This is a genomic window from Stenotrophomonas sp. 2201_Sma (assembly GCF_056486685.1).
The window spans coordinates 2,463,819-2,477,186 of sequence record NZ_CM151329.1; the positions used below are offsets into that span (position 1 = coordinate 2,463,819).

General features: G+C 67.8%; 12 protein-coding genes. 1 reads left to right on the forward strand and 11 read right to left on the reverse strand.

Annotated elements, in window-relative coordinates; genetic code table 11:
• Window positions 1-28 precede the first annotated feature (28 nt).
• The 7 genes from ACZLIF_RS11590 to ACZLIF_RS11620 form a co-directional block, all read right to left on the reverse strand.
• Entirely contained in the window at window positions 29-1,624 is a 1,596-nt protein-coding gene (locus ACZLIF_RS11590; RefSeq protein ID WP_111186896.1) for a sensor histidine kinase, read from the reverse strand.
• Window positions 1,625-1,633: 9 nt separating this feature from the next.
• Entirely contained in the window at window positions 1,634-2,038 is a 405-nt protein-coding gene (locus ACZLIF_RS11595; RefSeq protein ID WP_065176179.1) for a response regulator, read from the reverse strand.
• A gap of 145 nt (window positions 2,039-2,183) precedes the next feature.
• Window positions 2,184-3,638 (reverse strand): surface lipoprotein assembly modifier, encoded by a 1,455-nt coding sequence (locus ACZLIF_RS11600; RefSeq protein WP_128989651.1) that lies wholly within the window; start codon window positions 3,636-3,638, stop codon window positions 2,184-2,186.
• Window positions 3,639-3,729: 91 nt separating this feature from the next.
• The gene (locus ACZLIF_RS11605; RefSeq protein ID WP_065176177.1) at window positions 3,730-4,494 is read right to left on the reverse strand and encodes a Slam-dependent surface lipoprotein; all 765 of its coding nucleotides are present in this window, start codon (window positions 4,492-4,494) and stop codon (window positions 3,730-3,732) included.
• A 54-nt stretch (window positions 4,495-4,548) separates the two neighbouring features.
• A complete protein-coding gene (locus tag ACZLIF_RS11610) occupies window positions 4,549-7,683 on the reverse strand; it encodes a TonB-dependent receptor (protein ID WP_128989649.1) in 3,135 nt (1,044 codons plus the stop codon).
• Between the two features lie 174 nt (window positions 7,684-7,857).
• Window positions 7,858-8,814 carry a FecR family protein gene (locus ACZLIF_RS11615; protein WP_128989647.1) on the reverse strand — a complete coding sequence of 319 codons (957 nt, stop codon included), beginning with the start codon at window positions 8,812-8,814 and terminating at the stop codon, window positions 7,858-7,860.
• Between the two features lie 82 nt (window positions 8,815-8,896).
• Window positions 8,897-9,400 (reverse strand): RNA polymerase sigma factor, encoded by a 504-nt coding sequence (locus ACZLIF_RS11620; protein WP_128989645.1) that lies wholly within the window; start codon window positions 9,398-9,400, stop codon window positions 8,897-8,899.
• Window positions 9,401-9,622: 222 nt separating this feature from the next.
• Between ACZLIF_RS11620 and ACZLIF_RS11625 the strand changes: the two genes are divergently transcribed.
• A complete protein-coding gene (locus tag ACZLIF_RS11625) occupies window positions 9,623-10,036 on the forward strand; it encodes an OsmC family protein (protein WP_065176174.1) in 414 nt (137 codons plus the stop codon).
• Here the strand turns inward: ACZLIF_RS11625 and ACZLIF_RS11630 are convergent.
• The 4 genes from ACZLIF_RS11630 to ACZLIF_RS11645 form a co-directional block, all read right to left on the reverse strand.
• Window positions 10,033-10,362 (reverse strand): hypothetical protein, encoded by a 330-nt coding sequence (locus ACZLIF_RS11630; protein ID WP_065176173.1) that lies wholly within the window; start codon window positions 10,360-10,362, stop codon window positions 10,033-10,035. The genes ACZLIF_RS11625 and ACZLIF_RS11630 overlap by 4 nt on opposite strands.
• Before the next feature lie 98 nt (window positions 10,363-10,460).
• Window positions 10,461-12,206, reverse strand: a complete 1,746-nt coding sequence (locus ACZLIF_RS11635; RefSeq protein WP_478461967.1) for a putative porin — start codon at window positions 12,204-12,206, stop codon at window positions 10,461-10,463.
• A gap of 42 nt (window positions 12,207-12,248) precedes the next feature.
• On the reverse strand, window positions 12,249-12,914 hold the full coding sequence (gene tolA, locus ACZLIF_RS11640) for a cell envelope integrity protein TolA (RefSeq protein WP_478461969.1): 666 nt from the start codon (window positions 12,912-12,914) through the stop codon (window positions 12,249-12,251).
• A 39-nt stretch (window positions 12,915-12,953) separates the two neighbouring features.
• Window positions 12,954-13,367: an ExbD/TolR family protein gene (locus ACZLIF_RS11645; protein WP_053516303.1), complete on the reverse strand. Its 414-nt coding sequence runs from the start codon at window positions 13,365-13,367 to the stop codon at window positions 12,954-12,956.
• Window position 13,368: the final 1 nt, after the last annotated feature.

Sequence of the window (13,368 nt, forward strand, 5' to 3'; positions counted from 1 at the left end):
CCGGCCAGCCATTGAAGGAACGCAGGCGCTACCCGCGCGGCGGCGACAGGCTGGAGGTGGCATCGGTCTGCAGCAGGCTGTCGCGCTCGCGCAGCGGCAAACGGATCCACGCATCCACGCCCTGGGGTGAGAACGCAAGTTCGCCGCTACCGCCAAGCTCGTAGGGAATGCGCTGTTCGACCAGCGCCCGACCCAGCCCGCGATGCGAAGGGACGATCCAGTCGTCGTTCACCGCGCGCCGCTCGCACCAGTGCAGGTCCAGCCAGGCTTCACCGTCGATGTCCTGCATCGACCAGGACACCTCGATCCGCGTATCGCTGTGCACCGATGCGCCGTGCGTGAGCGCGTTGCTGGCCAGTTCATGGACCGCCAGCGACAGCACCTCGGCCGCCTTGGGCGGCAGCAGCACGTCCTCCTCGCCCTGCAGAAGGAATCCGTCGGGCGCGTGTCCCTGCACCGCGATCTCCTGATCCAGCATGCCACGCAGGCTCACCCCGGCATTGGCGCTGCGGGTGAGCAGGGTCTGCGTGCGAGAAAGCGACATGAGGCGTGCGCACAGGCGGTCAGCGTACTCGTCCACGCTGTCGACCGACTCGCGTGTGCGCCAGGCGATGGCGTGGATCGTGGCCATGATGTTGCGCACGCGGTGCTGCAACTCGGCCAGCAATACCGCCTGCCGCTCGGTGGCACGCTTGAGATCATCGATGTCCACCGCGATGGCGAACACGCCCGTCACCTCGCCGTCGACATCTCGCAGCGGCGCCGCCGCGACCCGCGTCCAGCGGACACACCCATCATCATGGGTGAACTGGAACTCCAGTCCGGGCACCACGGTTTCTCCGCGCAGGGCCCGTGCGATGGCGAAATCCTCGGGTGCGATCGGGCTGCCATCGGCATGCCAGCCCTGCCATCGGTGCTGGTTGACCGGATCGGCCGAGGGCACCTGGCTGCTGGGAAGATAGGCGCGCATCTGGTCGTTCGACAGCTGCATCCGCCCCTGCGCATCGACAATGCACAAGCCGACCGGCAGTACCTTGAACGCCAGCGCCAAGCGCCGGTCGCTCTCCTGCCGCCGCCGCTCCTCGCGCTCACGCGCGGCCTGTGCCACGTGCGCTGCCGTGGTCTCGAACATGGTGACCAGCACACCGCCCACCTGCCCTTCCTCGCCGCGGAGCGGACTGTAGGTGATGGTGAACCAGACGTCCTCCAGCCGGCCCTGCCGGGCCAGCGGGTACAACTTGTCCTCGAACGTGACGGTCTCACCCTGCCAGACCCGGTCGTAGATCGGCCCGTTGATGTGCCAGACCTCGGGCCAGCAGTCGCGGGTGGGCTGCCCCAAGCCAGCGGGATGCTTGTCGGCAAGGATCTCGGCATAGCCGTCGTTGTAGAGCTGGATGAGCTCCTGGCCCCACAGGATGATCATCGGAAACCCATGAGCCAGCATCATGTCCACGGTGGCGCGCAGATGCGCCGGCCACCGCCCAGTCGGGCCAAGCGGCGTCCCTGACCAGTCATGGCGCGCGATGCGCGCATCCATGCCGTCATGCAGTCCACCCAGACGATGCGCCGGAGGTGCTGTGCCGCGCACGGACGAGGGAGCAGCGGTATCCAATCGCCGGCCCATGCCGCGCAGTCAGACCTTGCCCGCAGCAGCCCGCGGTGCGGCGACCAGTCCGGCCAGCTGCCGGGCCAACGCGTCGATATGGTAGGGCTTGGGGCAGCGCGGCGCGCTGGCGAAGCGGCTCGGCAGGTTGTCGTCGTAACCGGAGGTCAGCAGGAACGGCGTCCCCGCCTCGGACAGGCGGTCGGCCAGCGGGTACACCTGCTCACCACCCAGGTTGATGTCCAGCAGGGCGACGTCGATCGGGTGATCATCGACCAGACGCGCCAACTCGCGCAGGTCACCGGCCGGGCCCACGACGTGCGCGCCCTTCAGCTGCAGATAGTCGGCCAGGAACATCGCAATGGCGAATTCATCTTCGGCCACCAGCACCCGCAGCCCCTGCAGCCCCTCCCGTTCATCGCCCGACTCCAGCACGCTGTACTCCCTGACACGCGCGGCCCATCCGGCCGCAATGCCCGCAGGATGCGCGAGTTGCCCTACAAGAACGCGTGATGACGGATGAAGACAACAGCGAGATCGCATTCACCTCGGCCAAACACGCTGTGTGCCCGGCCCGCGGTCAGAACGCACGCTCCCATTTCAGGCTCAGCAGGCTGCGGTCATGGCTGTACAGCCAGTCCACATTGCTGTCGATGCGGGTGTAGCGCAGGCTCAGGCTGGGCACCAGGCCTGCCACCGCCAGCCGTTCGCTGCGTACCAGCGCGATGAGGTTCTGCTCGTCGTCGTGCCGGCGCGCTTCCAGCAGCGGACTCCAGGCATCGTAGCTGCGCTCGCGCAGCGAAAGGAACAGCGTGGCAGTCGTGCCGCTCCACTGCCGCGCCGCGCCGACGCGCAGGCCGCGCTGGCGATAGGCATTGGCTGCGTCGGCCGCTCCGCTGTCGGCCAGATCGATGCCGGCGAAGACGGTCCAGCGCGCAGTGAGCGCACGGAACCAGGTGGCGTACAGCGCTCTCATCGCGCCATCGTAGTTGTCGGCCAGCCCCGGTTGCCGATAGCGCTGGCGCTTCCAGTCCGCCTCCAGCTTCAGCAGGCTGCGCGGGTCCAGTGCGTATTGCCATTCCGCATGCGCGCCTGCGGCGCCCTGCAGGGTACGGTTGCCCAGTGCCTGATAGTCGTAGCCGGGGGCCAGCAGCAGGGTGTGCCGCGCACTGCGCCAGCTGTAGCCCGCCTGCACAGTGGCGTTGAGTTCGTTGTAGGCGCGGTTGTCTTTCCATGCCTGGCCGAAGGCCAACCCGCGCACATACAGGCCGTGGTGGCCGGCCAGTGCCCAGCGGCGTTCCAGGCTGCCGTCGTAGTCCACCCCCGGTGCGCGCTGGGCATCGGGCAACCTGCGCTCGATGATGCAGTCCTCGCCCACGCCGAACAGGCAGGTGCGGCTGGCCGAACTGCGGTTGATGTTGTCGCTCCATGCAGGTCCGGCGGACAGTGCGCCCTTCCAGCGCCGCCGCGCCTGTAGCGCCTGCAGATACCCCTGCACCCGGCCGCGCACGCCGGCGGTGGCAGGGTCGCGGTCATCGATGTCAGCGGCGATCGCGGTGAACAGTGACGTCGCCTCCCGGTCACGCTGGTCCTCGGCGTAGACCCGCGCCAGTTCAAGCCGCGCAGGCAGGAAATCCGGCTGCCGGGCCAGCAGGGCCTCGTACTCAAGGGCCGCGCGATGGTGCTCGCCCGCAACCCGCGCCAGCGCGCCCTGCGCGTAGTGGCGCAGCAGCGGGTCATGGCCGGGAAGTTCAATGTACTCGTGCAGGAAGGCCTGCGCGGCGGGCCATTGCTGGTGCTGCAACGACAGGTACAGCGCCTGGCCCAGGTCGTCGACCGTGCGCTCCACGCGCAGGGTCCGGCCATCGAGGGTGACGGTCGGCCGATCCGGTTCGGCCTGTTGCAGCCGCTGCTGGTCCTGGCGTTGATGGCGCACGTCGTTGCCCTGCTCCAGCATGCGGCGCAGGTCATCCTGCTGGGCGTGCGCCGTGGCGGTCAGCGCCAGCAGAAGGAGGCAGAAAAGAGGGAGGCGCATGGTCGATCCGGTGTGAAGCGATGCAGCGGGCCGAAGCAGGGACTGGCGGATCGCGGCTTGTCCCTGCCCTGCCCCGTCAGGGGCGTGGCGATCAGTTCTTGCTGCCGCCGAAGGCGGTGTCGTACTGGCTGTTGCCGGCGAAGGTGGCGATACCGGCGAGGGTGGCGGCATTGGCACCGAAGAACTGGCCCTGGGTGGTGCCACTGACCGAACCGTTGGCGGTGGCCGCGCCTGCGAACGAGGCGGTGGCGCTGTTGATGGTGGCGTTGATGTTGACCGACAGGCCACCGCCGCTGAGGCCGCCCAGCAGAGTGCCGGTGCCGAAGTTGGCGCGGAAGGTGCCGCTGAGCAGGTTGCTGCCGTTGAACTTGTTCAGGCCAGCCACGCTGTAGGTGGCCACGCCGGCCGGCAGGGTGGTGCCGGCACGGTCGCCGACGAAGTAGACCTGGCGGTTGTTGAAGCCACCTGCGGCGCCGTCCTTGGACCATTCACCGAACCAGACATCACCACTGCCGACCTTGACGAAGTTGAAGTGGCCCATGCCCGCGTGGCTGCCCGGTGCACCGGTGATCGGCATGGCCAGCGTGCGCACGGTGGTGCCATTGATGGTGGTCGGCACCGAATAGCTGGCCAGGCCCTGGAAATCGACGCGACGGGCGTTGGACACGGTGCCGACGCCGATACCGGCCTTGCCGGCCGAGTGCGGGCCACCGTTGACCTGGGAATCACCGACGGCGACATACAGCTCGGCATCGGTCACCGGGCTGGCCGCACCGACGATGTCGGCTGCCTGCGCCGCGCCGGCCAGGGCGAAGGAGGCGGCGACCGCCAGGACGGAACGGGAGATCATTTTCATGGTGTTGCTCCTTGGGTTGAGGGAACTACGGGTACAACGCTTGAATGCAGGTGCTCAGAAGCGTGCGGTGATGCCCAGCTTGAGGGTGCGGCCCGGCGCCGGCAGCGTGGACCGCGTGGCCGGGTCGACGTAGTAGCGGTTGCCGAGATTGCTGCCGACCAGCTCCACGCTGGCGTGCTCGTTGAAGCGCCAGCGCGCATACGCATCCACCGTGGTGATGTTTCCCCAGGTGAAGGGCACGTTCTGCCAGAGCAGGCTGCTGCCACCGGCCAGCAACCGGTCGCGGTAGGCCTGCAGGTCCGGGTTTTCGTGGCGCCGGTAGTGGATGATCCGGCTGCCCAGCTCCAGTCGTTCGTCGAACAGGCGGGTGCCCAGTGACGCGTTGACCGACAGCTTCGGAATCGCCTGGGTCAGCAGGTAGCCGCTGACGAACCCGTCCTGCACGCAGTTCGGGACCAGGCCACGGTTGGCATCCAGCAGCACGGCACTGCTCTCGTCGCAGACCTCGTTCTCCAGCGTGCGGGCGATGCCCAGATCGGTGAAGAAACGGCGGTTGTCGAAGCGTGCCTGCAGTTCGATGCCGCGGATGGTCTGCTTGTCAATGTTGTCGAACAGGAAGTAGGCATCGCGCTCGATCACGTTGCGGGTCTTGTGCACGTAATAGGCCAGCTTGACGTCGGCGTCGGCGGTGTTTCCGAACAGCGCCGACAGGTCGTGCACGTAACCCAGCTCGTAGTTGTAGGCATGCTCCGGCTTGAGGTCATACAGCGGGTTGAGGCTGCTGGAGAACGCGATGGTGCTTTCGAACATGCTCGGGAAACGCACTGCTTCGCTGTAGCGCAGGTAGATGCGCGCGGCAGGCGACAGATGCGCCGTCGCCGAGAAAGTGGGCAGCCACGCGTGATCGCGCTGGCGCCGGTTGCTGCCATCCACCGGCCGCGCCTGCACGGTGTTGCCGATGCTGCAGACCAGGTCGCTGCCGGCGAACAACGGCAGTACGCCCGGGATCGCAGCCACCTCGCCGTTGAGGCACGGGTTGGTGGCACGGGCATAGTTGCCGTTGGCGTCGGGCAGCCACGCGATGTTGTGCTCCACTGCCTGCGGTGTTTCGTAATAGGCCAGCAGTCCCCGGATCGAATCATCGATCACCGAGCCCATGCCGATGCTCTCCCAGAACTCGCGTTCTGCTTCCAGCGCATCGATCTCTGCCTGCAGGCTGGCCGGTCGCTCGGGCAGCTCGTTGACCCGATAGGTAGCCTGCTTGCTGCCCACCCCCTTGGTCAGAAGCTCCGGGTGCGCGTCGAGGAAGTCGTCGAAGGCCCAGTAGCGGCTGTAGCGGACGCCGGCGTTGAGGGTGATGACATCGAGCGGACGCCATTCCAGGTTGAGGTAGCCCTCGCCCTCCTGGCGGCGGCCGGCACGCGGAAACATGCGCCAGCCATCAGTGGTGCCGAAGTAGGGATCGCGCGAACCCAGGCTCTCGTACTGCCAGTTGCCCCCTACGGTCAGGTCGAGGCTGGAGTGCAACGCGAAGCGGTTGCTGACCGTCAGGCCGGTGCGATCGTTGCGCGCGTTGGCCAGAGCGGTGTTGCGCAGGATCGGGCTGGCTTCAGGGTCCCATTGCGGATTGCCCGGCGCGAAGTTGGGGAAGCCGCCCGCGGTATAGGTATCGCTGTCGGTCTCGGTGCGCCACAGATTGGCATACAGATCCAGCCAGCGGCTGCCGGCCGGCTGCCAGCGATACTCCAGGTTCCAGGCATCCGAGTCGACGCGGCTCAACGGCCACTGGATGCGGCCGTAGTCCGGCGCCGACAGGATGCGCGAAGGCATGATCTCGCCGTAGTGCGAGAGCGTGTGCCGCCAGCTCGCCTTCAGCTGCTGGTCGTCATTGATCTGCCACGTCGCCTTGAGCAGCCACGACTCCTGTTCACTCGACGTATTGGGCACTTCATCACCCGGCTTGAAGTAGCGGGCCAGCGTGGTGATGTAGTCGATGCCCTGGTACTCGTACTGCTCGCGTGGGTCCTGGTCGTAGTAGTCGCTGCCCTGGCTGCCGGAGAAATAGTTGCCACGCCGGCGCCAGGCATAGGCCGCCATCACGTCCACCGTCTCGCCGCGCAGGCCCAGCGCCAGTCGCCACGCCTGGTCCTCGCCATCGAATGGAGTGTTGCCGCTGCGCGACTGCACCGGCACCACCAGGGTGCGGTCGTCATAGGGCGAGTTCGGCGACCCCTGCGGGAAGCCCGGCACCGTCCGGTAGTCCTCGCCGCTGTGGAGGCGTGGCAGGCGTGGCGCCACCGCGTTGCTGCTGCCTTCTATCTTCAGCTCCCCGCCGAAGCGTTCGCCCGCCGGCACGACGTCATCGATGTCGATGGTCCTGATGACCAGCGCGCCGCCGATGCCGCTGTGCACGTCACGCACCAGGCCGGGCCCCTTGATGACCTGGATGCCACCGATCAGGTTGGGATCGATGTAGTTGCGGTTGCTGACGCCGTTGTAGCCCCGCCAGACCGTGAGGGCCTGTTCGCCGCCATCGACGCTCACCGGCACCCGCCCCGGCCCCTGGATGCCGCGGATGTTGATGTCCAGCGCGCCGCTGTTGCGCGCATCGCCGCTGAATACGCCGACCAGATCCTTGACCACGTCGGCCGGGTTGGCGCCGCGGAAGCGCTCCACCCGGTCCCGCCCCGAATAGGCCGTGGTCAGGTCCAGCGCGAACACGTCATCGTAGCCACGGCGATCGCGCGCTTCGCCGCCTTCCGGCTGCAGGCGACCGGCGACGTCCAGCGTATCGGTCACCCGCACCCCCTCCCCCTCGGCCGATGCCTGCGTTGCGTCCGCTGCGGCGCGCAGGCTCCAAGTGCCATCCAGGCCTCGCTGGGCACGCACCCCACTACCCTGCAGCAGCCGCTGCAGCGCCTGCATCTGGCTGTACTCACCCTGCACCGCAGTGGAGCGACGCCCTTCGACCAGGTCGCTGCGGAACACCACCTGCGCATCGGCCTGGCGCCCGAAGACACGTACCGCGTCCGCCAGCGACTGCTCCGGAATGGCGTACTGGCGCAGCGCTGCCGCTGTGCTGGATTGCGCCTGCGCGGCCGGCACCCGGCCCAGCGGCAGCAGTGCGGTGCAGATGGCCAGGGCCAGTGTGGTGGCGCGACGGTGACAGGCAGACGCCGTGGACGGCATGGACGGAACTCCTCAAGCGTGGGGAAACCACGGGCACAGCCGCTGCCGGTGGTGTGTCTGGCTTGAGGAAAAACGGTGTTTCGCTCTGGCTGTACCTCTATAGACAGCGCACGCCGCAGGCTGCCCACGTTTTTTTCAGGTTTTTTTCATCCCGATCTCCAAACCCTGCCGGCATCACCAGACCACCAGCGCGCCACCCGGCAGCCGCTGCAAGCGCAGGCCCGCCTGGGCCGCCACTGCGGTGATGGCCGGGTCCGGCTGGCGCAGATGGAACAGGCCACTGACCCGGATCTGCTCCGCTTTTGTCCCCAGCACCCAGACCGGTGCGGCCCGATAGCGCGCCAACCGTTCGATGGCCTGCGCCGCGCTCAGATCGTCGATGGCAACCTCACCGCGCCGCCAGGGTGCCACCGCGTCGCTGGCGAGGCTGCTCACCGGCTGCAGCCAGCGTCCGTCACGGAACGCGCGTGCCTGCCCTGCATGCAGCCGTTGCAGGCTGCCATCACCGGGATGTGCGTCCACTACCCCTTCGCTGACCTGGGCGGTCACCACCGCGTCCTGCAACGAAACGCTGAACGCGGTACCGATGTCGCGCACCAGGCCACCGCCGGCCTCGACCCGGAACGGCCGCGCTTCATGCGCGACCCGGAACCACGCCTGGCCGCGCAGCAGCCGCAGTTGCCGCTGATCCCCGTCGAATGCGACGGCCAGCGCGGTGCGGGCATCCAGCACGACCGTGCTGCCATCCTCCAGTTGCACCACACGGGGTGCATCGCCGCTACGCAGATCGCTGCGCGCCCACAATGCGACCCCGGGGAGGGCTGGGACCGCCAGCACCACCGCGGCCACGCTGGCCCACCACCAGGACAGGCGCCTGCGCGGGGCGATCGGGCGCAGGCCCTGGCGATCGGAGGTCAGTGCCGGCAATGCGGCCAGCACCTCCGGCCCAGCCGCGTCCAGGCCGTCCCAGAATGCCTGCTGGCGGCGCCAGGCCAAGGCATGGCGTGGATCGGCCTGCAGCCATCGCTGCAGGGCCCGCTGCTGCCGGTCCGGCAACGGGCCTGCACTGCACCGGATCACCCAGCGCAACGCCTGCCTGGCCTGTCGCGGCGAGGGTTCGGACGTGGTCATGGTCGTAGCCTGTCGCACCACGAACCGGTGCGCGTGACTGTTGTGACAAGGGCGGGCGGCCTCTGCCCACGGTAATTGCAGGTCATCGGCGTGCGCCCTGCTGGTGCTGCTGGATCAGCATTGCCGCGCGCAGCACATGCTTGCCGACCAGGCTCTTGGAAATGCCCAGGCGGGCGGCGATCTCACGCTCGCTCAGGCCCAGGTAGCGGTTGAGCACGAAACATTCACGTACCTGCGGCGGCAGCGCAAGAATGGTCCGGGTAATCTCGCGCAGCTGCGCCTGATCCAGAGCCTGCTCCTCACCACCACCAACGGCATCGCCGACCTCGCACGCGTACTCGGCCATCGCCCGCCGTTCGCGTGCGTCGGCCTGGCTGCGGTTGAGGGCGTGGTGGTACGCCATGCGGTACAGGTAACCGCGCGGTTCAAGAATCGGCGGATCGCCGGGCACGCTGCTGGCCTTCAGATAAAGGTTCTGCAGGGTGTCCTCGGTGCTGGCCGGGTCCAGGTAGCGCGCGATGAAGCGTGACAACGCACGGCGCTCGCGGATCAACAGCTCGACCAGCGCCAGGGCATTGGGAGACATAGGTGCCAGGCCGGACCGGGGAATGATGGGCGTGATGGCGACGGTCCGGGACGTGATTGTAGGGCGCGGCACCCCATCACGCCCAGCCCGCACTACGGCACCCGCCACTCCCGGGATCGTCAGTCCCATTGTCACGATAGCCCTGCCACCCGATCATCACCGGTGATGGCCGCGCGGCACCGCGCCTGATCCGGCCCCACATCCCCCGCACAGGAGAAGCCCATGGCCTACGCACGCATTGTCTCGACGGCTGACAACTACCTGCACCACATCAGCAACGGCACCTTCGATGTCAACGCCGACGAGCCGGCCTCGCTGGGCGGCCAGGGCAAGGGATTCGCCCCGTTCGATCTGTACCTGGCCTCACTGGCCGCCTGCACCGCCATCACCCTGCGCATGTACGCCCAGCGCAAGGGCTGGGAGCTGGGCGAGTTCCACGCCGAACTGCGTTCGGAGCGCGATCCTGATGGTCGTTTCCATGTGCACCGCATACTGCATGCCAGCGCCGCGCTGGACGATGCCCAGTGGCAGCGACTGCTGGAGGTGGTCGAGAAGACCCCGGTCACCCTGGTGATGCGCGAAGGGGCGCGCATCACCAGCGAACGCGGCCAGAACGCCGCTTCCGGAAAGCGCTAACGGCGCGGGTGCAGCACGGTACGCTGGCGCATCGCGTTGAACTCCCGCTCCACCTGCTGGATGTCTTCGGCCTGGAAACCCGCGGCATCCAGCATCTGGTTGGCCGCGGCGGCCGCCAGCGGATCGTCGTCACGCTGGCGCCAGCAGCGGGACGGCAGGAAATAGCCCACCTCGCTGCGCCCGCGCATGATCACCACCGGGCGGCCGGCGTACAGCAGGAACTCGGCCAGGTGCTGGCGCAGGCCCTCCACCGAGACATAGGCCGGACCGATGCCCAGCATCTGGCTGGACGTCCCGGGATTTTCGAACAGCTTGCGACGGCTCATCACACTCCTCCTTGTTGCCACGCGTGGTCTCCTTTCCCTAGACGGGCGCATCGCTGCACCCCCGCCACGTTTCGTGCCGGCCCGTCATCGCTGGCGGCTCAGAAGCCGGTGTTGAACTCCAGCTGGAACACATCGATCGCCAGCGGCGGGCCCGACACCGCCTTGGCAGCCATCCACTTGCCGCTGATCCAGCTGCGCGCGTCCAACGCATAGGCACCACCCACGTAATAGCCGCGCGCGTTGGTGCCACCCAGATGGAAGTTCGGATCGTTGTAGGCATCCGGCAGCGCATCGGCCTCGATCCGCTTGTAGCCCAGCAGTGCCTGCCACTGCCCCTTCTCCTTCAGGTCGGTGGCGCCGAACGTTGCCTGCAGCATCCACGCGGTGTCGCCGCTGCGGAACGTATCGATGCCGGGAGCGTCACCCGCACCGAAATTGTTGACGATGCCGTTGTTGGCGCGGCGGAACATCGCCTGCGTGTCGTACGCCAGGTTGCGGATGAAGTCGCCCTCCAGGCGCAGTCCGATGTCCTGCGCCAGCCGGGTATCCCAACGCAGGTTCAGCGTGGCCAGGCGGAAGGCGGACGCCAGGCCGACATACTGCGGCGTCGGCGTGCCGGCCGGATCCATCGGATTGAGCGCAATGTCGCGGATCAGCATCAGGGTGTTGCCCTTCTGCATGAACGCCGGGCGCGACCAGTCGGTGTCGCAGCCGACGGCGCCGGAGTACAGGGCACAGGGCGAGGACAGCCGACCGCTGATGTTCTTGAAGTCGTAGTAGCCCAGTGCGGCCCGCAGTGCGTTGTCGTCGTTGAAGCGCCAGTTCACGCCAGCCTGCGCGCCGGACAGCCATTTGTTCTCGTTCGGCGACTTCTCTCCGCTGCGGCTCTGCAGGCTGTCCGAGGTGTACTCCAGCGGCGCCACGGCAAGGGTGCCGAACAGGTCCAGATCGCCGTCGCCGAACCCGTACTTCAGGTTGGCGGCAAGTCCATCGAAATTCAGATCGTTGGAGAACAGGGTGTCGCTGCTCCAGAACGGATTGCCGAAACGGCCACCACGCACGGTCACCCAGTCAGCCGGACTGTAGGCCAGCCATGCCTGGTCGAGCCACACGTCCTTCTTGCTCAGGCCGCCCCCCAGCTGCTCGGTGGTGGACACCGGGCCATTGCTGCTGCCGCTGGCCAGGCGGATGCCAGCGGTGGTGTGATCGCCGATCATGGCCTCGACCCCCAGGCGGGCGCGGATGCGCCACAGGTTACGGCGGTCCTGTCGGGTGTTGAGCAAGGGCGGCAGCTGCAGGTTGGTATTGGTGTTGGTGTCGAATCCACTGCCCGCATTGACCGCGGCCCAGTTGCTGACGATGCCGCTGTTGTCATCGCCATAGAAGCGCGACTCGCTGCGCACACGCACGTCCCCGGTCACCTTGATGCGCTGTGTCCATTCGGCGACCTCATTCGGCGCCGCCCAGCCCTCCGCCTTCGCCTGCGCCATTACGTCCTGGCGCACTTCGTCGCGGATGCCATCACGGACACTCTGCGGCACATAGGGCACACGCACATCGCCCGCCTCAAGCGCGATGCCTCCACTGCTGGCCGATGCAGCACCCGTGGCGCCGCGCTGGCCTGCCGCTGCCTCGGCTTCGGCCTGCACCAGCAGCGCCTGGCCGTCCTCGGGCTTGAGCGCGCCACTGGCCATCAGGCCTTTGATCAGCTTGATCATGGTGGTCTCAGCAGCCATTGCACCGGCCGGCGCCGCCAGGCTGAGCAGCACAGCGCAGCACAGCAGCGCCCGTCGGGCCGGCCGCGGCGGGCGGGAGTCGGTTCGAGCGCGGACGTGGTTGTTCATCACGGTTCTCATCGGAAGAAGGGAAATCGGGGAAATCACGGTTCACGCCCCCGGCCTGCGGCCCTGCACAAGCACGCGCGCGGGGAAGTCCAGTGAAGGTGGCGGCGGCTGGTCCACCCGGCCGATCTGGCGCAGTGCGTCGAGCACGGCGGCGTCGGCCTCTTCATTGCCGCTGCCGCGCACCAGCTCGACTTTCTCCAGGCGCCCATCCGGCGCCAGCCACACGTTCACCTGCAACTGGAAGGCCAGGCGCTTGACCCGCGCATCGCGCGCAATCGCCTGCTGCATCAGGTAACCCAGATAGCGGCCATAGGTGGCATTGCCGGCACCACCGCGACCGGTACCGGACGCGCCGCCGCCACTGCCCGCCTGGATGCCGAAGTTGTCACCGCCCGCCTGCGCGTCGGCGTTCATGGTCACCGGGTCGGCGTTGTCCGGCGTCGGCGTCGGCTCCTCGGCCGGGGTCGGCTGATCCAGCGGCTCTGGCTCGGGCAGGGTCTCCTCCGGCGGGGTCTCCGGTTCGGGGGGCTTCTCAGGCGGCGGCGGTGGGGGTGGCGGCGGGGGTGGCAACGCCAGCATCGGCGGCTGCACCACGGGGCGGCGGATGCTGGCCGTGTCCTTGAACAGCAGCCACCACAGCACGGCGCCCACTACCAGCAGCGCCGCCAGCACCAGCGCGACGGTCACCAGCAGCGGGCGGTCACGCATGCCGGGCTCCGGCCGTGGGGAATGAGGGCCGGTCATGCCTCAGCCCTGTGCCTTGCCGGTGACCAGGCCAACCTGGGCCAGTTCCAGCCGCCGCAGCAGATCCAGCACCTCGACCACGCGCGCGTACTGCACCTGGGCGTCGCCACGCACGATTACCGGGAAGTCCGGCGAGGTCGCACGCTCTGTCCGCAGGCGGTCCTCCAGCTCGGCCATCGTCACCGGGTAGGCGTCAAGGAACACCTGGCCGCTGGGATCGATGGTGATCGCCTTGGTCTTGGGCTTCTCCAGCGCCACACTGTTGCTGGCCTTCGGCAGGTTGACCTCGATGCCGGGAATGGAGGCGTTGCTGGTGAGGATGAAGATCACCAGCACCACCAGCAGCACATCGACGAAGGGCGTCACGTTGATGCCCTTCTCGCGCTTCTTGATGCCGAACTTCGCCTTCTGGGCCATG

Excerpts from the sequence above, each read along its gene's own strand:
- ACZLIF_RS11590 (WP_111186896.1), bottom strand. The coding sequence starts at position 1,624 with ATGGGCCGGCGATTGGATACCGCTGCTCCCTCGTCCGTGCGCGGCACA.
- ACZLIF_RS11600 (WP_128989651.1), bottom strand. The coding sequence starts at position 3,638 with ATGCGCCTCCCTCTTTTCTGCCTCCTTCTGCTGGCGCTGACCGCCACG.
- ACZLIF_RS11605 (WP_065176177.1), bottom strand. The coding sequence starts at position 4,494 with ATGAAAATGATCTCCCGTTCCGTCCTGGCGGTCGCCGCCTCCTTCGCC.
- ACZLIF_RS11610 (WP_128989649.1), bottom strand. The coding sequence starts at position 7,683 with ATGCCGTCCACGGCGTCTGCCTGTCACCGTCGCGCCACCACACTGGCC.
- ACZLIF_RS11615 (WP_128989647.1), bottom strand. The coding sequence starts at position 8,814 with ATGACCACGTCCGAACCCTCGCCGCGACAGGCCAGGCAGGCGTTGCGC.
- ACZLIF_RS11620 (WP_128989645.1), bottom strand. The coding sequence starts at position 9,400 with ATGTCTCCCAATGCCCTGGCGCTGGTCGAGCTGTTGATCCGCGAGCGC.
- ACZLIF_RS11625 (WP_065176174.1), top strand. The coding sequence starts at position 9,623 with ATGGCCTACGCACGCATTGTCTCGACGGCTGACAACTACCTGCACCAC.
- ACZLIF_RS11630 (WP_065176173.1), bottom strand. The coding sequence starts at position 10,362 with ATGAGCCGTCGCAAGCTGTTCGAAAATCCCGGGACGTCCAGCCAGATG.
- ACZLIF_RS11635 (WP_478461967.1), bottom strand. The coding sequence starts at position 12,206 with ATGAACAACCACGTCCGCGCTCGAACCGACTCCCGCCCGCCGCGGCCG.
- tolA (WP_478461969.1), bottom strand. The coding sequence starts at position 12,914 with ATGCGTGACCGCCCGCTGCTGGTGACCGTCGCGCTGGTGCTGGCGGCG.
- ACZLIF_RS11645 (WP_053516303.1), bottom strand. The coding sequence starts at position 13,367 with ATGGCCCAGAAGGCGAAGTTCGGCATCAAGAAGCGCGAGAAGGGCATC.